This is a genomic window from Flavobacterium rhamnosi (assembly GCF_048286515.1).
Classification (GTDB): Bacteria; Bacteroidota; Bacteroidia; order Flavobacteriales; family Flavobacteriaceae; genus Flavobacterium.
The window spans coordinates 12,883-31,850 of record NZ_JBLVPS010000011.1 but is presented as its reverse complement, the minus strand read 5'-3'; the positions used below and the strand labels follow the sequence as shown (position 1 = coordinate 31,850).

17 protein-coding genes are annotated in these 18,968 nt (G+C 33.7%); 9 read left to right on the top strand and 8 right to left on the bottom strand.

Annotated elements, in window-relative coordinates:
- Positions 1 to 74: 74 nt before the first annotated feature.
- On the top strand, positions 75 to 764 hold the full coding sequence (locus tag ACNQGN_RS10515) for a zinc metallopeptidase (protein ID WP_417987787.1): 690 nt from the start codon (positions 75 to 77) through the stop codon (positions 762 to 764).
- Between the two features lie 76 nt (positions 765 to 840).
- Here the strand turns inward: ACNQGN_RS10515 and ACNQGN_RS10510 are convergent, their stop codons facing one another.
- The 3 genes from ACNQGN_RS10510 to ACNQGN_RS10500 form a co-directional block, all read right to left on the bottom strand.
- The gene (locus ACNQGN_RS10510) at positions 841 to 1,311 is read right to left on the bottom strand and encodes an Lrp/AsnC family transcriptional regulator (protein ID WP_417987786.1); all 471 of its coding nucleotides are present in this window, start codon (positions 1,309 to 1,311) and stop codon (positions 841 to 843) included.
- Positions 1,312 to 1,477: 166 nt separating this feature from the next.
- A complete protein-coding gene (locus tag ACNQGN_RS10505) occupies positions 1,478 to 2,227 on the bottom strand; it encodes a uroporphyrinogen-III synthase (protein WP_348813159.1) in 750 nt (249 codons plus the stop codon).
- Positions 2,228 to 2,240: 13 nt separating this feature from the next.
- A complete protein-coding gene (locus ACNQGN_RS10500) occupies positions 2,241 to 2,912 on the bottom strand; it encodes a DUF4271 domain-containing protein (protein ID WP_417987785.1) in 672 nt (223 codons plus the stop codon).
- Positions 2,913 to 3,017: 105 nt separating this feature from the next.
- On the opposite strand from ACNQGN_RS10500, the gene ACNQGN_RS10495 reads away from it, so the two are divergent.
- From ACNQGN_RS10495 to ACNQGN_RS10485, 3 genes are read left to right on the top strand one after another with little or no spacing between them, the layout of a single operon-like run.
- Positions 3,018 to 3,743 carry a polyprenol monophosphomannose synthase gene (locus ACNQGN_RS10495; protein ID WP_417987784.1) on the top strand — a complete coding sequence of 242 codons (726 nt, stop codon included), beginning with the start codon at positions 3,018 to 3,020 and terminating at the stop codon, positions 3,741 to 3,743.
- Between the two features lie 12 nt (positions 3,744 to 3,755).
- Positions 3,756 to 5,096, top strand: coding sequence for a dihydroorotase (locus ACNQGN_RS10490; protein ID WP_417987783.1), 1,341 nt, complete (start codon positions 3,756 to 3,758; stop codon positions 5,094 to 5,096).
- 9 nt (positions 5,097 to 5,105) lie between these two features.
- The gene (locus ACNQGN_RS10485; RefSeq protein WP_417987782.1) at positions 5,106 to 5,561 is read left to right on the top strand and encodes a DUF4296 domain-containing protein; all 456 of its coding nucleotides are present in this window, start codon (positions 5,106 to 5,108) and stop codon (positions 5,559 to 5,561) included.
- Here ACNQGN_RS10485 and ACNQGN_RS10480 read toward each other — a convergent pair whose 3' ends face one another.
- Positions 5,562 to 6,551 carry an NAD-dependent epimerase/dehydratase family protein gene (locus tag ACNQGN_RS10480; RefSeq protein WP_417987781.1) on the bottom strand — a complete coding sequence of 330 codons (990 nt, stop codon included), beginning with the start codon at positions 6,549 to 6,551 and terminating at the stop codon, positions 5,562 to 5,564.
- Between the two features lie 94 nt (positions 6,552 to 6,645).
- Here ACNQGN_RS10480 and tyrS point away from each other — a divergent pair, with 94 nt between their 5' ends.
- Positions 6,646 to 7,938, top strand: a complete 1,293-nt coding sequence (tyrS, locus tag ACNQGN_RS10475; RefSeq protein WP_417987780.1) for a tyrosine--tRNA ligase — start codon at positions 6,646 to 6,648, stop codon at positions 7,936 to 7,938.
- A 457-nt stretch (positions 7,939 to 8,395) separates the two neighbouring features.
- Positions 8,396 to 9,460, top strand: a complete 1,065-nt coding sequence (locus tag ACNQGN_RS10470) for a glycoside hydrolase family 53 protein (RefSeq protein WP_417987779.1) — start codon at positions 8,396 to 8,398, stop codon at positions 9,458 to 9,460.
- 154 nt (positions 9,461 to 9,614) lie between these two features.
- Here the strand turns inward: ACNQGN_RS10470 and ACNQGN_RS10465 are convergent, their stop codons facing one another.
- The 4 genes from ACNQGN_RS10465 to ACNQGN_RS10450 all read right to left on the bottom strand — a co-directional run bounded on the left by ACNQGN_RS10465 (position 9,615) and on the right by ACNQGN_RS10450 (position 15,352).
- Entirely contained in the window at positions 9,615 to 10,595 is a 981-nt protein-coding gene (locus tag ACNQGN_RS10465; RefSeq protein ID WP_417987778.1) for a LuxE/PaaK family acyltransferase, read from the bottom strand.
- A 154-nt stretch (positions 10,596 to 10,749) separates the two neighbouring features.
- Positions 10,750 to 11,088, bottom strand: a complete 339-nt coding sequence (locus tag ACNQGN_RS10460) for a T9SS type A sorting domain-containing protein (protein WP_416851840.1) — start codon at positions 11,086 to 11,088, stop codon at positions 10,750 to 10,752.
- Positions 11,089 to 11,195: 107 nt separating this feature from the next.
- Positions 11,196 to 12,389: a hypothetical protein gene (locus tag ACNQGN_RS10455; protein WP_417987777.1), complete on the bottom strand. Its 1,194-nt coding sequence runs from the start codon at positions 12,387 to 12,389 to the stop codon at positions 11,196 to 11,198.
- A gap of 182 nt (positions 12,390 to 12,571) precedes the next feature.
- Positions 12,572 to 15,352, bottom strand: coding sequence for a TonB-dependent receptor (locus tag ACNQGN_RS10450; protein ID WP_417987776.1), 2,781 nt, complete (start codon positions 15,350 to 15,352; stop codon positions 12,572 to 12,574).
- Positions 15,353 to 15,577: 225 nt separating this feature from the next.
- Between ACNQGN_RS10450 and ACNQGN_RS10445 the strand changes: the two genes are divergently transcribed.
- From ACNQGN_RS10445 to ACNQGN_RS10435, 3 genes are all read left to right on the top strand, one after another.
- Positions 15,578 to 16,261 carry a response regulator transcription factor gene (locus ACNQGN_RS10445; RefSeq protein ID WP_417987775.1) on the top strand — a complete coding sequence of 228 codons (684 nt, stop codon included), beginning with the start codon at positions 15,578 to 15,580 and terminating at the stop codon, positions 16,259 to 16,261.
- Between the two features lie 56 nt (positions 16,262 to 16,317).
- Positions 16,318 to 17,406, top strand: a complete 1,089-nt coding sequence (locus ACNQGN_RS10440; RefSeq protein ID WP_417987774.1) for a sensor histidine kinase — start codon at positions 16,318 to 16,320, stop codon at positions 17,404 to 17,406.
- A gap of 178 nt (positions 17,407 to 17,584) precedes the next feature.
- The gene (locus ACNQGN_RS10435; RefSeq protein ID WP_417987773.1) at positions 17,585 to 18,877 is read left to right on the top strand and encodes a porin; all 1,293 of its coding nucleotides are present in this window, start codon (positions 17,585 to 17,587) and stop codon (positions 18,875 to 18,877) included.
- The last annotated feature ends 91 nt before the right edge of the window (positions 18,878 to 18,968 follow it).

The window sequence follows — 18,968 nt, the reverse complement described above, 5'->3', positions numbered from 1 at the left end:
ACATTGTAAAAAAATGGTTCAGAATTTGATGATTGTTTTATAACTTTAAACTTTAAAATTAAAAAAAGGAAAATATGGGAATGGGGTATTTAATTCTTGCTGGAGCAATTATGCTCTTTAGCTGGTTAGTTAGTTCAAGACTAAAAAGCAAATTTGAACATTACTCTAAATTACAATTGCAAAACGGAATGTCCGGAGCTGAAATCGCCGAGAAAATGCTTGCCGATAATGGAATTCGAGATGTAAGAGTTATTTCTACACCGGGGCAATTAACGGACCATTACAATCCGGTTAATAAAACAGTAAATTTAAGTGAGGCGGTATACAACCAACGAAATGCAGCTGCAGCTGCTGTTGCGGCACACGAATGTGGTCATGCTGTTCAGCATGCCGTAGGGTATCAATGGTTGACTATGCGATCTAAATTGGTGCCGGTTGTAAATGTAGCATCGACTTATATGCAATGGATTTTGCTTGCAGGGATCTTGATGATAAAAACGTTTCCATCGTTGTTATTGATCGGAATTATAATTTTTGCTGCAACAACTTTATTTTCGATTGTTACTTTGCCTGTAGAATATGACGCGAGCAATCGCGCATTAGCTTGGTTGGAAAATAAAAGAATGTTGACACAACAAGAACACGCTGGTGCAAAAGACTCGCTGAAATGGGCTGCCAGAACCTATGTCGTGGCTGCTTTAGGGTCAATTGCAACACTACTGTATTACGTTTCGATTTATATGGGCGGCAGTAGAAGAGATTAAGTTTTGTAACTATATAAACCGTCTTGTTCATTTTAACAGGGCGGTTTTTTTGTAAATTAACGGCTAGTCCAAAAAACTAAAGTTGAATCTGTCTGTCGATTTGTTGGTCTAGCGAGATGAAGGTTTCTGTTCTGGAAACACCTTCTATAGCTTGGATTTTTGTATTGAGTAAATGCATTAAATGTTGGTTATCCCTACAGATAATCTTGATTAAGATAGACCAGTTTCCAGTGGTATAATGGCATTCTAATACTTCGGGAATTTTCTTTAAGTCCCTTACGGCTTCTGGGTTTCTGGCAGCTTTGTCTAAGTAAATTCCAACAAACGCCATTGTGTTATAGCCTAAAATCTTATGATTTACAGTAAACTTAGAGCCCGAAATAACCCCGGACTGTTCTAGTTTTCGCAATCGCTGATGAATAGCGGCTCCCGAAATTCCTATCTTATTGGCGATTTGCAGGATTGGTTTTCGAGCATCTTCCATTAGGTCACGTAAAATTTCTTTATCGATACCGTCGATTTCTACTATTAAGGAGTTGATTTTCATAAGTTGCTATTTTAAACTAAAAAAGTAAATTTAGTTTGGATTGATAATCAAAATTAAGTAAAAAACAGTAAGTAAATAGAAATAAGTAGTTTTAATTAAAAATGGAGCATTAAAAAAGCCACAACATAATTGTGGCTTTTTTAACTTTATTTTCAAGAGTAATTTTCTATTTACCTTTATTTGCTTCTGCGATATATTTTTCTAAAGCCATTGTCATAGATGGTGTTCCCGGAGTTGGGGCCATAATATCTATACGTAGTCCATGCTCTAAAGCCTCTTTCTGAGTTGTACTTCCAAAAACTGCAATTCTGGTATTGTTTTGCTCAAAGTCTGGAAAGTTCTTAAACAGTGATTTTATTCCCGTTGGGCTAAAGAAAGCCAAAACATCATAATATACATCAGCTAAATCAGATAAATCACTCATGACTGTTTTATAAAAAACGGCTGGAGTCCAGTCTACTTTCAATGCATTTAGCGTTATTGGCGCATCAGCGTTCAATTGATCTGAAGCAGGTAATAAGAATTTTTCGTCTTTGTATTTTTTTATCAGTGGAGATAAATCGGCAAAATCTTTAGGACCTACGTAAATTTTACGTTTTCTATACACTACATATTTTTGCAGATAAAAAGCAATTGCTTCTGATTGGCAAAAATATTTTAATCCTTCAGGAACTTTAAAACGCATTTCGTCAGCAACTCTGAAGAAATGATCAACAGCATTTTTGCTTGTTAAAATAATTGCCGTGTAATGATTAAGATCAATTTTTTGAAGTCTAATCTCTTTTGCACTAACGCCTTCTACATGAATAAAAGGTCTGAAATCAATTTTAACTTTATGCTTTTGTTGAAGCTCAAAGTAAGGGGAATTTTCCACTTTAGGTTCGGGCTGTGACACCAAAATTGTTTTCACTTTCATATTTTAACATTTTCTACGCACTCCCTTTTGTAAACCAATAATACATAAAATAATAGGGGGCTATTTCAAGTGCGCAAAGATATAAAATAAAATAAAACAACTTACCGAATATTAAGTTTTGATAATTTTTTATTGAAATTAAATACGTCAATACGTTCGTTATCAGCACAATAGAAATAATAAATAATGGAATATTTCTTGATATTGAGTCGTAATAGAACAAAATGATATTGATTGGAAGTATAAATAATCCAATATAGGTCCTGTACGTTACTTTTTGAAGGTTAAATTGTTCTACAAATTCCTCCATATTGAAGGCTGTTCCAATAATTTTTTCTATTAGATATTTTGATAAAACAAAAAACATAAGGAAAGTAATTATTTGAATGTATAAAATCCAATCTGTTTTTGAAGCAAATCCAAAATAACTCAGAGAGAGTTGAATAAAAAATGCAAAGGAAATAACCTGAACAAAAAATAAGGCAACGGTAAAGCCGCTTTTAAGGTGACTGCTGTCTCTATATATTTTGGTATATTTATTTGAAAAAATTAAATTTGCAAAATCACCAAAACGATTTTCAAAAACGGATTTGGTAATAGCAATAATAGCAAAAGATAACACAAATAAAAGTGTGGCCCAGTCTTTATTTTCGGTTATTCTTGGATGAAGTACATATTCAATCATAGTGATACAAAATTACTAATTTTTTGCATCATTCTTTTTTATTATAAATTTATTATGAATCAAATGGCATAAAAAGTTTACTTTTGCGTTGAAATTACTCAAAATATGAACGATTGTATTGTTATAATTCCTACCTATAACGAAATTGAAAATATAGAAAGCATTATCAGAACAGTGCTTTCTCAACACAAGCCTTTTCATGTTCTTATTATTGATGATAATTCGCCTGATAGTACTGCCGATAAAGTAGTTGTGCTTCAGTCTGAATTTAAAGACAGATTGTTTTTAGAAAAAAGAGCTAAGAAATCGGGGTTAGGAACCGCTTACGTTCATGGTTTTAAATGGGCTTTGGATCGTAAATATGATTTTATTTTCGAAATGGATGCAGATTTTTCGCACAACCCAAATGATTTAGAGAAATTATATGATGCATGTCGTTTTGGGGATGCTGATTTAGCAATTGGTTCCCGTTATGTAACGGGTGTAAATGTGGTTAACTGGCCTTTAAGCCGTGTATTAATGTCCTATTTCGCATCTGTTTACGTTAAGTTAATAACCGGAATGAAGATTCATGATGCTACCGCAGGTTTTGTTTGCTATAAAAGACAAGTGCTGGAAAGTATCAATTTAAATAAGATAAAATTTGTTGGATATGCCTTCCAAATTGAAATGAAATACAGAACCTACTGTAAGAAATTCCAAATTGTCGAGGTTCCCATCATTTTTACGGATAGAACAAAAGGACAATCAAAAATGAGTAACTCTATAATTGTTGAAGCAGTTTTTGGGGTTATTTCACTTAGATTAAAAAAATTAGTCAACACATTATAAGAAGAAGATACGATGAACAGGATTTTAATTAAGAATGCCAAAATAGTAAATGAAGGAACGATTTTTGAAGGCGATGTACTAATTGAAGATGACTTAATTGTTGAAATTGCAGAAAGCATCAGTGCAAAATCTTCTCAATGTAAAATCATTGACGCCGAAGGGAATTATCTAATTCCGGGAGCGATAGATGATCAGGTTCATTTTAGAGAGCCGGGTCTTACGTACAAAGGCGATATAGAATCAGAATCTAGAGCTGCAGTTGCGGGAGGAATTACTTCTTACATAGAGCAGCCCAATACCGTTCCTAATGCTGTAACTCAAGAGATTTTAGAAGAAAAATATCAAATTGCTGCGGAAAAATCCTATGCAAACTATTCTTTTATGATGGGCGCAACAAACGATAATTTGGAAGAGGTTCTTAAAACAAATCCAAAGAATGTTGCAGGGATAAAAATCTTTTTAGGATCATCAACGGGAAATATGTTGGTGGATAATGAAGCTACTCTAGAAAAAATATTCTCAAGTACACCAATGCTTATTGCGGTTCATTGTGAAGATGAAACCACCATTAAAAATAATTTAGAAAAATACAAAGAAGAGTTTGGCGAAGATGTTCCCGTAACGGTCCACCATCTTATCCGAAGTGAAGAAGCCTGTTATATTTCATCTTCGAAAGCTATTGCTCTGGCTAAAAAAACTGGAGCACGTTTGCATATTTTTCATCTTTCGACTGCCAAAGAAATGGATTTGTTTACAAACAAAATCCCATTGGAAGACAAAAAAATTACTGCTGAAGTTTGTGTTCATCACTTATGGTTTACCAATGATGATTATGCAACCAAAGGAAATTTAATAAAATGGAATCCAGCGGTAAAAACAGCCAATGACCGAAAAGTATTATGGGAAGCGCTGCTTGATGACAGAATTGATGTGATTGCGACGGACCACGCACCACATACACTGGAAGAAAAAAAATTACCATATCTTAAAGCTCCTTCTGGCGGGCCTTTAGTGCAGCATGCTGTTGTGGCAATGTTTGAAGCGCACCATCAAGGTAAAATCAGCATTGAAAAAATTGTTGAAAAAATGTGTCATAATCCTGCTAAGATTTTTAAAATAGAGAAACGTGGTTTTATAAAAGAAGGGTATTATGCCGATTTAGTTATAATAAATTCAGGTTTGCCATGGAGTGTTAAAAAAGAGAATATTCTTGCTAAATGCGGATGGTCGCCATTTGAAGGATTTACTTTTAAGTCCAGAATAACCCATACTTTTGTAAACGGGCAATTAGTCTATACCGCTTTTAAAGTGAAAGAAATTCGTGCAGGGAAAAGATTGTTATTTGACAGATAAAAGGTAAAAATGAAGAAAATAATATCACTTTTAGCGATTATCTCAGTATTTGTTAGCTGTAAGGAGGAAGTTTTAAAAAAACCGGATCGTCTTATAGAAAAAGAAGTGATGCTCAATATTATGTATGATTTATCCTTGCTGGATGCTATTAAATACCAGAATCCGGCTTCTATGGATACCTTTAAAATAAATCCGAAAAAATATATTTATAAAAAATATAAAATTGACAGTCTGCAATTTGCTAAAAGCAATACCTATTATGCTTCGAATTATGAGGAGTATACAGCTATTGTTGTTCAATTAGAAGATAGGTTAACTAAAAAGAAGGAAGAGATAGCCTCTTTGATTAAGGCTGAAGAAAAAAAGAATAAGAATAAGAAAAAGAATAAGAATAAGAAAAAACCAGCTTCGCCAACAACCAAACTAATAGATTCATTAGAAATCAATCAAAGGAAAAGGCTTTAGTTATAAAGCTGAAATTTCTTTAATGTATTGGTGAATATCCAAAAAATCAGTTTTTAAAGCCGTCGTAATTTTTTCATTAGAATATTCATTTTTAGAATAAGATGCTTTTGCAGTAGCGCTCGTCAGCTCTCTCTTTTTCCTAAAAACATTCGAAAGTATCCATTCAATCCTCCAGCTAATTTCCATAAGTAAAGGTCTAGCATGAATGGTAGGTCTTTTTACGTGAAGAGAATCGGCAATGCTGTTCAATAGATCACGGAATAGGATGTTTTTTGCAAGTAATGTGAATCGTTCATTGTGAATTTTACTTTCCATTAATAGAGTTGCAATTCGTACTACATCAGTGACGGCAACAAATCCAGAACTTCCCAAAGTGTAAAATGACAATCCTTTTTGTACTTTTATAAAAAGTCGCCCGCTTCCCTGTTCCCAAAAACCAGGGCCAATAATAATACCTGGATTTATAATTATCACTTGCAATCCTTCCTGTTGTCCACGCCATATTTCCATTTCTGCGCCATATTTAGAAATGGCATAATCGCTATGAGGCTTTTCAGGATTCCATTCGGTTTCTTCTGTGATAATTTTTTCGTGAGATGCTAAATCACCAAGAGCGGCGATTGAACTCACAAAACACAGTTTTTTTACAGCGTTTGCCACACAAAAATTGACAATGTTTGCGGTTCCTTCAATATTAGTTTTTCGAACTAAATCTTCGTCTTTTGGATCAAAAGAAATCAAAGCGGCACAATGATAAACGTAATCGATTCCTTCAAAAGCTTTTTCTAAAGCAGGAATGTCAGTAATATCAGCTTGAATCCATTCGATAGCACTAAATGAATCCAATTTTTTGTATAAATCAAATAGGTTTTTAGTCTTTTCTATACTTTTTGCATCGCGAAAAATAGCACGGACATTTTCTCCATTTTCAATTAAATGAAGCAATAAGTGTGCGCCCACTAAACCTGTTCCTCCTGTGACTAAAATCATGCTACGAAAATACGAATAATTTTTTTCGAATAACCTAATAAACAAATAACCGAATCCACAATAAATTTTATCTTTGTGCAAATTGATTAAAAAAATGAAGAATTTTATTGAAGAAGTAACTTGGAGAGGTATGCTCCACGATGTTATGCCTGGTACAGAAGAACATTTGATGGAACAAATGCGTGTGGCGTATGTGGGAATTGACCCAACTGCCGATTCATTGCATATAGGACATTTAGTGGGAGTAATGTTATTGAGACATTTTCAGTTGTCCGGACACAAACCATTAGCTTTAGTGGGTGGTGCAACAGGAATGATAGGTGATCCGTCAGGAAAATCGAATGAAAGAAATTTACTTGATGAAGCTACATTGCGTCACAATCAAGAAGCTATAAAGGGGCAATTATCCCGTTTTCTCGATTTTACTTCTGATGCGTCAAATGCAGCAGAGTTAGTGAATAATTATGACTGGATGAAGAATTTTTCATTTCTTGACTTCATTCGGGATATTGGAAAGCACATCACAGTAAATTATATGATGTCGAAAGATTCGGTAAAGAAACGTTTGTCTTCTGAAGCTGCTGAAGGAATGTCATTTACAGAGTTTACGTACCAATTGGTTCAAGGATATGACTTTTTACATTTGTACAAAAACAAAAATTGTACACTACAAATGGGTGGAAGTGATCAGTGGGGAAATATTACCACAGGAACAGAATTAGTGCGTAGAATAGCAAGTGGAAAGGCTTATGCATTGACTTGTCCGTTAATTACAAAAGCGGACGGAACAAAATTTGGAAAGTCAGAAGGGGGAAATATTTGGTTGGACTCCGCCAGAACTTCTCCTTATAAATTTTACCAATATTGGTTAAATACATCGGATGTTGATGCGGAAAAGTACATTAAGATTTTTACTTTCTTATCAAAAGAAGAAATAGAGGTTTTAACTGAAAAACATAGAGAGGCACCACATTTACGTTTGTTGCAAAAACGTTTAGCAGAAGAAATTACGGTGATGGTGCATTCTGAGGAAGATTTAGAAAATGCTATTAAAGCGTCTAATATTTTGTTCGGAAATTCTACTTCGGAGGATTTGAAACAATTGGATGAATCGACTTTTTTGGATGTTTTCGATGGTGTTCCTCAAGCGGAAATTACTAGAAATGAAATTGAAGCGGGAATTACTATCGTTGCTGTTTTGAATGAAAAAACAGGATTTCTAAAATCTAATGGCGAGGCGAGACGTGCTTTGACTGCAAATTCGATTTCAGTAAACAAAGAGAAGGTTGTCGAAGATTTTGTGCTTTCCGCCAAAGATTTAATTAACAACCAATTTGTCCTGTTGCAAAGTGGTAAGAAAAATTATTTTGTAGTGAGAGTGGTATAGTTTAAAGCGCCATCAAATTACAAACTCGAATATCAGAATTATCAAAACGTCCCAACATCTCGAAATAGAGTTGTTGGGATTTTTATGTGTGCTTCGGATCTCATATCTACAGGGTGTAAATCCCGAACGAGACTGCCAATGGGAGATAGCTAGCCAATAATAAGAGAGCTATCGTGAGGCAGAACCTCAAGGAAGCTGAAGAACAGAAAGGTAGCCCTGAGTGGCTTTCGATTTGCAAAGAAGAACGCAATCAGATTACGAGTCTGAACGAATTATAATTTCGGCAATTTGCAAAAATCCTGTAAACAGGAAAGACGAATTGCGGTCAGTTATGGATTTCGTTCAAATGCGATGCCTACTAACCAATTTATTTTGTGATAGTTATAGTTTTTAAAATTAGGATTTCAATAATTTTAGTAAAATATTTGCCTGTATTGTTGGCTTTTAATAAATAGATATGAAGAAAATACTTGTAAAATTTAAATTGATTTTCGTAGCATTAATAACGATAACAACTTTTTCTTGCAGTACTGCGCAAAATTCAGAAAATCCTGTAATAGTGCCTACGGCGACAACAACTTTAGCCTTTTCAAAAGGAGCTGATGTTGGCTGGTTGCCCCAGATGGAGGCTACAGGATATAAATTTTATGATGCGGATGGTTCTCAAAAAGATTGTTTACAACTGTTAAAAGACAGAGGAATTAATACTATACGTCTCAGGGTTTGGGTCAGCCCTTCAAATGACAAAGCTAGTGGGCATTGTAGTAAAGAAGAAACTGTAGCGATGGCTGTGCGTGCTCAAAAAATGGGAATGCGAATCATGATTGATTTTCATTACAGTGATTCTTGGGCTGATCCCGGAAAACAAACCAAACCAGCAGCTTGGGTCAAACATAGTTTTTTAGAATTATTAAATGATGTTTATCAACATACTTTTGATGTTTTGAGTGCGCTAAAATCTGCAGGCGTAACTCCGGAATGGGTACAGGTTGGAAATGAAATTCCAGGAGGAATGTTATGGCCAGAAGGGAGTACTTCAAATTGGACTCAATTGGCACAATTGCTTAATAAAGGATACGAAGCAACAAAAGCAATCAATTCATCTATTAAAGTTATTGTCCATCTTGATGAAGGAAATAATAATGCAAGATTTAGAACCTTTTTTGATAATGCAAAAGTCAATAACGTAAAGTATGATGTAATTGGTTTATCTTATTATCCATATTGGATAAAAACTGATTATACAAAGACTATTGCAGATTTAGCCAATAATCTAAATGATATGGTTTCCAGATACAATAAAGATGTTATGGTTGTTGAGGTTGGAGGGGATTTTACTTTAGTCCAAAACACCCATGATATGTTAGTTGCCGTTATTGATGCGGTAAAAAATGTGCCAAAAAACAGGGGGCTTGGAGTAATTTATTGGGAACCTCAAGGAGCGAAAAGTTGGAGTGGCTATCAATTAAATGCGTGGCAATCTGATGGAAAACCATCAGTAGCCTTAGATTCTTTTAAATAAACCTAATTGCTGAAAACCTATAAAAATCATCAATAATAAAAATACTTTAGATTGATATAGTCATCGAAATTAAAAGTTAATTTTCGGTTCTGATTTCAAAACGAGAAAAGAGTAATAGTTCTAATAAAAAGATTATGAATTAGTTGCTAAAATATTAAATCACCATCAAATTACAACCTCGAATATCAGAATTATCAAAACGTCCCAATACCTCGAAAGAGTTGTTGGGATTTTTTTTGCCTAAATCCTGAGTTGCAATAAAAGAACAAGAATTGATATTAGCCAAATCGATTATGTTAATTCCTCCTGTTTTTTCGTCTTGAATATATGTCAAAGCATCTTCGGTATCGCGAATTAGTATTTGCATCCAAGAAGGGCATTCAAATACGCCATTTCCTAAAGAATAAGCTTGGGAAAGTAATTCTGTCATTCCATATTCAGAATGAACAGCTGAAACACCAAATCCTTTACACAATTGTTCGTGTAATTCTTCTCGAATCATTTCTTTTCGCTTGCCTTTCATTCCACCTGTTTCCATGATAACGGTATTTTGCAGTTGAAAAGAATGTTTTTCGATCAAATCTAGTAAAGCGTAAGTAACTCCTATTAAAATGACATTTTGTCCAGCTTGATCTAAGGCAGTGAGTTTGGCTATAAGCTCGTCATGATTGTGAAGGTAAAAACCGCTTTCCGGATGATTAGAAAGTGTAATCAAATCCTCGACCATATAAATCAGCGAAGATCCTTCTCTTTCAAGATAAGAAGGAAGTAAAGCCAAAATAACATAATCTTCAATGTTTCCATAAAATTGAGAAAATCCTTTGCGATAACTTTCTTCATACAAGGATGCATCAGTGACTAAATGCTTACTGGTAATCATCCCGGTTGTTCCACTACTTGTAAAGGTTTCTTCAATTGCGTCTGTATTAGAAACTACCTGATGACTCTTGAAGAACTGAATGGGTAAAAAGGGAATTTGAGATAATGATTTTACTTTGTGCGGGTCTGTTTTTAAAAAAACACAAAATTCTTGATAGACCAAGTTGTTTTCGTATTGGAAACGGAACACTTTTAACGCTATTTTTTCAAATTGCTTTTGGCTCGAAATGGAAAATATATCAGTAGCTGGAATCAAGAAATGTTTTTTACAAAAGTAAGTAAAAAAAATGTTAGCACTTAGAAACAGAAACGCTTTGGAAACGAATTTCTTGAATTTAATGAATGCTAGGGTATTTTTTTATAAAAAAAGCTCCAATTTTATTGGAGCTTTAAATTTTTTGTATGGAGTATTATCGTACAATTAATTTTCTTGTTGCCGATGCTTCATTTTCATTTATTTTTATGATATAAACACCTGAAGTAAGATTTGAGACATTTAGTTCTCTTGAACTAATCATTGTTTGGAGTACTTTTTTTCCTAAAACATCAAAGATAATTATCTCTTTATCTAAGTCGTTTTTCGAAGAAATGTAGACCTTACCATTGCTTACGGGGTTTGGGTACAAACTTAGGCCCTCTATCGAAGCAGTTTCTTGTGTTCTTGGCTGTTGCTTGTTTTCTTGAGCGGTGAGGCTCATAGAAAAGAAAAAAACCAATAAGATAATAATATAAAAGTAGTTTTTTGCCATGATTTTGATTTGTTATTGTAAATATATAAAAAATATTTCAAATACTGTACCACAAAAAAAAACATCCTGAAATTCAGGATGTTTGCTATAAAATAATTTAGTTTTTGTTATAGATTTCCTAGTAAATTAACACCATCAACTATAGCCCAAGCTCCAGGAGTCAATGCAGCTCCAGTTGCGGTTGTACTTGTTGTGAAATTTGCAGTAGGGAATGCAACCGTGAATGTACTTGCACCAGCACCAGTTAACGGAGTGCTATCTGCGATTCTAACGTTTAGCATTTTTATTTTACCAGTTAGGACTTGATTTGTATTTGTAGCGGCATCTTGTATTCTAACAGCAACAGCGCCTGGAGTCGTTGAAGTATATCCGGAAATTACTATATTAGTGTATTCGCCGTTACCTTCTTTTTTGAATTGAACTGCATCTACTTCAGTAGGGTTTCCAGCTTCAGTAACCGTTCCGGCTGCTCTTCTTAAAGTGATGTTAGAAACTTTTGGAAAAAAGTCATTATTCACACTTTTTGCTTCGATTTCCATTCCAAAATTACCAGCTCCAGTTTGATAAGCGTACCAGTTAGTATTCGCTTGACCTTGCCATCCATCTTGCCAGTCAAAAGAATCATCTGTGTTTCCATAAGAAATAAGGTTTTTTGCACTTACGGTTCCGCCGTAAAATTCAAAACCATCATCTGCTCCTTTGTAAGCTACAAGGTTTTCTAACACTGTTCCTGAACCTACCGAGTAGAATGAAAATCCATTCATTTCAGAATTTCCATCAAGGATTTTTTTACCTGCATACTCTACACGAACATATTTTAAAGAGCCACCGTTGTGAGCTGCATTTGTGCCACCATAAACAATGTTTGTACCATCTTCAGAGGTAGCTGTTGCTATTGGAGTTCCAGTAGTAGTTTTTCCAGATACGATAGGAGCGTCTCCAAACATGATTATTCCACCCCAAGAACCTGCAGTTTTTGATTTTTCAGTAAATACAACTGGTTCTGCTGCAGTACCTGAAATATTTAATTTTCCTCCGTTTTCTACTAATAAAGCATCTGCGCCATCAGTTACATCCGCAGTTATTACTGAACCAGCTTCAAAGGTTAATGTTATGCCACTTTTTACTCTAACTGTTCCACTAATTGTATAAACGCCTTTTGCATAAGTTTTAGCCGCTGTAACGTCACCCGTTATATTACCTGTTGCTATTGGAGGAGTAGTTGTTACTTCGTCGTCGCTTGATGTGCAACTTGTAAAAACTAAGCTTAATAAGGCAAGGCTGAATACTAATTTTTTCATTTTTAATGATTTTAAAATTATAATTTTTTTTGTTAATTATTATATTCAAAAGTACTTCATACCTTTTTTATTTCAGTTACCTAATTGTTATTAAAGTATTATATAACAATGAATTTCATGTAAATTTTATGTTACTTGTTTAAAATAAGAAAAGAGCCCTATTAGCTCTTTTCTTATCCTTTTTAAAATGTGTATCCTAAATTAACAGAGAACCCGACGCCCTTTTTGTATTCTCTTACAATTAAAGAATCTTCTGTAATATTCAGCGTGCTTTTGCTTCCCAGTTCTTTTTTATAACTTGGATTCAATATGTTGTCTACGCTGAATTTAAGTTCAATGTTTTTTGAAATAGAATTAGACCAGACAAAATCTAACTTGCTGAAAGATTTTTCATAAATGTGATCAATTCCTGATGAACCTACCGCAAAAATTCTATCTCCATAAACGTTATAAACTAATGTCATGGAGTTTTTCCAATCTTTGTTTAGAATAAAATCATATTTCAAATCTGAATTTATTAACCAGCTTGAAGCGCCTTGTAATTTACGATTTGTGCCGTTCTCTAATTCGTTTCCTTGCTTATTAAGATCAATCTTTACATCAGTGCTCATCAATGAAGTATTGAAACCGAAAGAAAAGTTAGAAAGGGATTCGCTGATTCTATCCAATTGAAATAACATTTCAATTTCTGCTCCAAAAATAACTGCTTGTTCTGAGTTTTTAAAGGTTGTGATTTGTCCACCACTATTTGCAGTTGGTTTGAAAACTCGCTCGATTGGATTGTTAATCATTTTTCCAAATAATCCGACAGCAAACAATTCCTTGTTGTTTGGAAATAATTCATATTTGAAATCCACATTATAATTCTCACTATCTTTTAAATTTGGATTTCCACTTTCTGAAGTCCCATCTGCATTGATGTAATTTATTGGTAACAACTCCATGGCTACAGGACGAGTTATGGTTTTTGCCAAAGAAAGTCTTAAATTACTGTTGTCATTTAAAATACGTTTAGCATTTATCGATGGTAAGAGGTCAATTTTATCATCAGATTTTTTGCGGTAAGCACTTCCAAAAGGATCACCTTGTTCTCTGTATTTTATTTCACGAATAGAACTTTCTGCTCTAATTCCTGTATTCACATCCCATTTTTCTCCAAGATTCAAGAATAAATTGAAATATCCGGCATTTACGAACTGATTTAATTTCACTTTGTAATCGCCATTCGATTCTTCTTGTACGTAAACAATTCCGTTATTGACATCGTTATTGATGTTCTCGCTTATAGTGTTTAAGTTAGCCGTATAGTTTTTTTCAATATTTTTTCTTCCGGAAAAGAAACGGTAGCTGGATTGCATGTCATTAAGAAAACTGTTGTATCCTATTGATAATTTATTCAATTCTTCTTTGTTTCCAAATTTCAAATTGTATTCTAAAAAAGAAGAATAATAAAAATTTCCTTTTACATCAAGATACTGACGATTCAAATTATTACCACCATAGGACATATTTATTTCGTCGTCATTTACTTTAGCGCCTGTGATGAATTTTCTGTCTGGCTGTTGAAAAGATGTTTTTACGTAAGAACCTCCAGCTTTAACAGTATGTTTTCCATCTTCAGTCAATTTATAGTCACCGAATAATTGGGTGTTCCAATAGTTTGATTCTTCATATTGGTTTAACCTAATAAGATTATTGGTTTGATTCGCTAAGCTATTGGTGTATCCTAATTGGTCTTGAATTTTACTTTCAGTAGCTTTAATTAAAAATGTATTTAAGTTTACATTCAATCGTTTTGTTTTATATTTCAATCCTGCTAATCCGGAAAAAGTCGTTTGATAGCTGTATTGTGTATTGTAAAGATTGTTGTCGTAATTCCCTTGTCCAAGATTGAAAGTTCTGTCAACACCTTCTCTAAAAGAGTATTTGTTGTCAAAATTGAAAGACATGATGTAGCTGATGTTTCTTTCATTCTCCAAATTAAATTTTTGAGCATGTAAAAATCCAATACTGGAATTCAGAGGGCTTTTTGTCTGGTCAACATCAAAAGAATTTTTACCGTATGCATTTTCATATTCAGATGGAGACAGTTTTTTTCCTCCTGGAACAGATCCAAAAACACTTGGCAGTTCTCTATCCTTACCTATAAGCCCTAAAGCTCCGTTTGTGGAATTAGCATCGCTTGACAGTAGAAATTTCTCTAGATTATTGTTTGTAGTGTAACCAAAACCAATATTTAATTTAGTGATGTTTTTTGGTTGAGGTGTTTCAATATTAACTGTTGCTCCAGCAAAATCTCCTGAAATGTTAGGGTTGAAAGTTTTATAAATATTCAAAGCGCCCACTACATCCGTTGGGAATAAATCCAAAGGGATGATTTTTTTGAAAGGGCTGTTTGAGGGAGATTGTAAATCATTTATCAATAGATTATTGTATCGGTCCTCTAGTCCTCTAATAAATAATCCTCTACCGTCTACTTTGGTAATTCCGGTTATTTTTGTCAAACCTTCTTCAACGTCGCTGACTCCTTTACGGGCCATTTCCTGAGCCCCAATACTTTGTTTGATTACCACAGCTTGTTTTTGGTCTAGCAGTAATGCTGTTTCTTTTTCTCTACTTGCGGTGTTTTTTATAACAACATCTTCGAGTTTGTAACTTCCTGAGCCAATTGCTTGATTTAAATTTACAGTTTCATTTGCAGTTACAGTTACAGGGATTTCTACAGATTCATAACCAACAAAGCTAAATTGAAGCGTGTAGTTTCCGGGTAGTACTGCTAAAACGTATTTACCATCAATGTCAGTATTAGTCCCTATACTTGTTCCTTTAATAAGTACATTTGCAAATGGCAATGATTGATTGTTTGAGTCTTTGTCTGTTAAGATTCCAGAAATCGTACCTTTATTCTGTGAAAAAGAAATAGCTGTTATTAACAACGCTATAAACAATATTCTAAATTTCATTTTTTGTGTGTTTAATTTTTATGCAAAGTAAAGTCCGATTTGTAAAGTAAAAGTTACTTGATCATTACCATTTAGTTTCGTGAATATTAATAAATCGTTAACATATTAAATTACGGTGAATGTGATTTTTAAACGATTCTTTTATTGTTATATTTACAATCGGAATTGAAAATCACTGAGTATTGTCAGGTGTGAATTCAATTAAATTAAATAATTTTTCTATTTATGAAAAAAAGAAATACAAAGATTTTACTAGTTGATGATGAACCAGATATTTTAGAAATTGTAGGGTATAATCTTACTCAGGAGGGATATCAGATATTTACAGCTGCAAACGGAAAAGAAGCAATAGCAAAAGCAAAAAAGGAATTGCCTGACCTTATTATCATGGATGTAATGATGCCAGAAATGGATGGAATGGAAGCTTGTGAAAATATTAGAAAAATTCCTGAATTAAATAATGTGATTATTACCTTCTTGACAGCAAGAAGCGAAGATTATTCCCAAGTAGCCGGTTTTGATGCTGGTGCGGATGATTATATTACAAAACCAATTAAGCCAAAATTATTGGTTAGTAAAGTGAAAGCATTATTGCGACGCTTGAAAGAGCAGGAACAAAATAGTGAAACACTTAATGTAGGAGGAATTGAGATCAATCGGGAAGAGTATAAAATAAGAAAAGACGGTGTTGAAATAGCTTTGCCTCGAAAAGAGTTTGAATTATTTTATTTGTTGGCTTCAAAACCGGGAAAAGTGTTCAAACGCGATGAGATTCTGGATAAAGTTTGGGGAAATGAAGTTGTAGTTGGCGGAAGAACAATTGATGTTCATATTAGGAAATTACGTGAAAAAATTGGAGAAGATTTTTTCAAAACGATTAAAGGAGTAGGTTATAAATTTGAAGTATAACTAAATATACTTTTTTACAAGAATACGAATTTCTGCAAAAGTGAGGCATAAATGTGATGAAAATAAATTTTAAGAAAACCTATAAATTTGCCATAAAATCTGCTTTGTTCATTAGTCTTTTTGCTACTGGATTCGTCCTATTAATGGTGTTGCTATTCTTTGGATCTAAAGTTAATAACTTACTGTTGTTTGGAATCGTTTCTCTTGTCATCATTTATTTGTTTTCTTTTGTGGTTTTACAATACCGTGTTGAAAGGTTTATTTACAGACGTGTCAAAAAAATATACGATGATGTCTCCTTGCTGGAATCCAGTTCATTTATAAATCAGCCCATTACGACTGATATGGAAACGCTGACTCGGGAGGTTAAGAAATTTGCCACGGATAAAAAATTGGAAATAGAAATGTTGCAGGTTAGAGAAGAATATCGAAGAGAATTTCTTGGCAATGTCTCCCATGAACTTAAAACACCTTTATTTACAGTACAAGGTTATTTGTCTACTCTCATTGATGGAGCGATGGATGATAAAGCAGTTCGGAAAAAATATTTAAAACGTGCCGAAAAAGGCGTGGAACGATTAATCTACATTGTTGAAGATTTAGATATGATCACAAAATTAGAATCTGGTGATTTGAATCTGGAGATTTCTGATTTTGACATTGTGGAAGTTATTCAAAACGTTTTCGATTTATTGGAAATGAAAGCGGATAAAAAGAAAATAACATTGGCTTTTGAAAATGATAGGATACAACCTATTCTAGTGCGTGGAGATAAAGATAAGGTACAGCAGGTTGTAGAGAATTTAATTGTAAACTCCATAAAATATGGAAAAGAAGCCGGACTTACAGAAGTTGCTATAGTTAATTTGACGAAGAAAAAGGTTTTAGTTCGAATAACAGATAACGGTGAAGGAATAGAGAAACAAAATATCCCAAGGCTTTTTGAGCGTTTTTATAGGGTAAATAAAAGTGGTTCGCGTTCAGAAGGAGGGTCAGGTTTAGGATTGGCAATTGTAAAACATATCATAGAAGCACATAAAGAAAAAATATATGTAGAGAGTGAGTTTGGTATTGGATCTGAATTTTCCTTTACAATTGAAAAGGCCAGATTGAAAAAGCCGGAATTGGAACAAAAGGCAAGTTAAACTGCTTTATATCAAAAGTTTAAATCTTATAATTAATTTAATAAATTTTAAAAAAAATCTTACGAAACTAGGTAGTTAATCTTTACGAAACGATAATTTATTATCAACATAACACTATGTTAACATTAACTTAACATAACAGCTTCACCTTTGCAAAAAAATAAATCATATAACAAAGATGAAAAAAATTTTATTTGCAGGTTTTTTTGTTCTATCAAGTGTTGTCAATGCGCAAGATATAAAGAAAGATGAAGTAACAAAAGAAGTAGTTCGTGTTTTGGACTCTATAAATAAAGTAAAGGTAGCAGAAGAAAAAACGAAGGTTAAGAAAGAACATTGGTACGATAATATAGGAATTAGAGGTTATGTACAGGTACGCTATAATGGGTTGCTTTCTTCTAATGATAAAGTTTCCTGCGATCAATGTGACAAATCATGGGGTACAACTTCAACAGATGTTGATGCAAAATCGAATAATGGTCTTTTTATAAGACGAGCACGTATCGTATTTTCGGGACAAATTCATCCCAACGTATATTTCTACATACAGCCGGACTTTGCAAGTTCTCCGACATCCGGTGTGAATAATTTCGCTCAAATTAGAGATGCATATTTTGATTTATCATTCGATGCCAAGAAAGAGTTTCGTTTGAGAATTGGACAAAGCAAAGTGCCTTTTGGATTTGAAAACCTACAATCCAGTCAAAACCGTTTGACATTAGATCGTAATGATGGGTTGAATAGTGCTGTGGCTAACGAGAGAGATTTAGGAGTGTTTTTTTACTGGGCTCCAAGTAAAATCAGAGATCGTTTTGCAATGCTGGTAAAAGATGGATATAAAGGTTCTGGAGATTATGGAGTATTTGCATTTGGGGCCTATAATGGTCAAACAGCCAACAAGTCTGAAGCAAATAGAAACTTACATGTGGTGACAAGAGTAAGTTACCCTTTTGAGGTTGGAGGTCAAATTATAGAGCCAGGTTTGCAAGCTTATACTGGAAAATGGGCTTTTACTAATGAACTTTCTTCAGGGGTGACTACATCAGATAAACTATATACAGTGGACCAGCGCATCGCAGCCTCTTTTATACTTTACCCTAAACCTTTTGGAGTTCAAGCGGAATATAATATTGGAAAAGGACCTCGCTATGATAAAATGACTAATACTGTAGAGTCTTCCGATTTAGAGGGCGGTTATATAACTTTAAATTACAAATGGGATTTACCTAAACATCAATATATTTATCCTTTTGCCAAATTCCAATATTATGACGGTGGAAAGAAATTTGAGAAAGATGCCAGAAGTTACGTGGTAAGAGACTACGAATTAGGAATAGAATGGCAGCCAATCAAAGCATTTGAATTAGTAGCAGAATGGGTAATTGCTGATAGAACATTTGAAGACAGCGCGCTTCCAAATAATAGACAGCGTGGAAATTTATTGAGATTACAAGCGCAGTTCAACTTTTAATTAGGAAAAAAACGTTCAAATAATAAAGATTGAATAATACTAGCTTAACATACAGTTAATATAGGATATGTATTTTTGTCGAAAATTTAAA

Excerpts from the sequence above, each read along its gene's own strand:
- ACNQGN_RS10515 (WP_417987787.1), top strand. The coding sequence starts at position 75 with ATGGGAATGGGGTATTTAATTCTTGCTGGAGCAATTATGCTCTTTAGC.
- ACNQGN_RS10510 (WP_417987786.1), bottom strand. The coding sequence starts at position 1,311 with ATGAAAATCAACTCCTTAATAGTAGAAATCGACGGTATCGATAAAGAA.
- ACNQGN_RS10505 (WP_348813159.1), bottom strand. The coding sequence starts at position 2,227 with ATGAAAGTGAAAACAATTTTGGTGTCACAGCCCGAACCTAAAGTGGAA.
- ACNQGN_RS10500 (WP_417987785.1), bottom strand. The coding sequence starts at position 2,912 with ATGATTGAATATGTACTTCATCCAAGAATAACCGAAAATAAAGACTGG.
- ACNQGN_RS10495 (WP_417987784.1), top strand. The coding sequence starts at position 3,018 with ATGAACGATTGTATTGTTATAATTCCTACCTATAACGAAATTGAAAAT.
- ACNQGN_RS10490 (WP_417987783.1), top strand. The coding sequence starts at position 3,756 with ATGAACAGGATTTTAATTAAGAATGCCAAAATAGTAAATGAAGGAACG.
- ACNQGN_RS10485 (WP_417987782.1), top strand. The coding sequence starts at position 5,106 with ATGAAGAAAATAATATCACTTTTAGCGATTATCTCAGTATTTGTTAGC.
- ACNQGN_RS10480 (WP_417987781.1), bottom strand. The coding sequence starts at position 6,551 with ATGATTTTAGTCACAGGAGGAACAGGTTTAGTGGGCGCACACTTATTG.
- tyrS (WP_417987780.1), top strand. The coding sequence starts at position 6,646 with ATGAAGAATTTTATTGAAGAAGTAACTTGGAGAGGTATGCTCCACGAT.
- ACNQGN_RS10470 (WP_417987779.1), top strand. The coding sequence starts at position 8,396 with ATGAAGAAAATACTTGTAAAATTTAAATTGATTTTCGTAGCATTAATA.
- ACNQGN_RS10460 (WP_416851840.1), bottom strand. The coding sequence starts at position 11,088 with ATGGCAAAAAACTACTTTTATATTATTATCTTATTGGTTTTTTTCTTT.
- ACNQGN_RS10455 (WP_417987777.1), bottom strand. The coding sequence starts at position 12,389 with ATGAAAAAATTAGTATTCAGCCTTGCCTTATTAAGCTTAGTTTTTACA.
- ACNQGN_RS10450 (WP_417987776.1), bottom strand. The coding sequence starts at position 15,352 with ATGAAATTTAGAATATTGTTTATAGCGTTGTTAATAACAGCTATTTCT.
- ACNQGN_RS10445 (WP_417987775.1), top strand. The coding sequence starts at position 15,578 with ATGAAAAAAAGAAATACAAAGATTTTACTAGTTGATGATGAACCAGAT.
- ACNQGN_RS10440 (WP_417987774.1), top strand. The coding sequence starts at position 16,318 with ATGAAAATAAATTTTAAGAAAACCTATAAATTTGCCATAAAATCTGCT.
- ACNQGN_RS10435 (WP_417987773.1), top strand. The coding sequence starts at position 17,585 with ATGAAAAAAATTTTATTTGCAGGTTTTTTTGTTCTATCAAGTGTTGTC.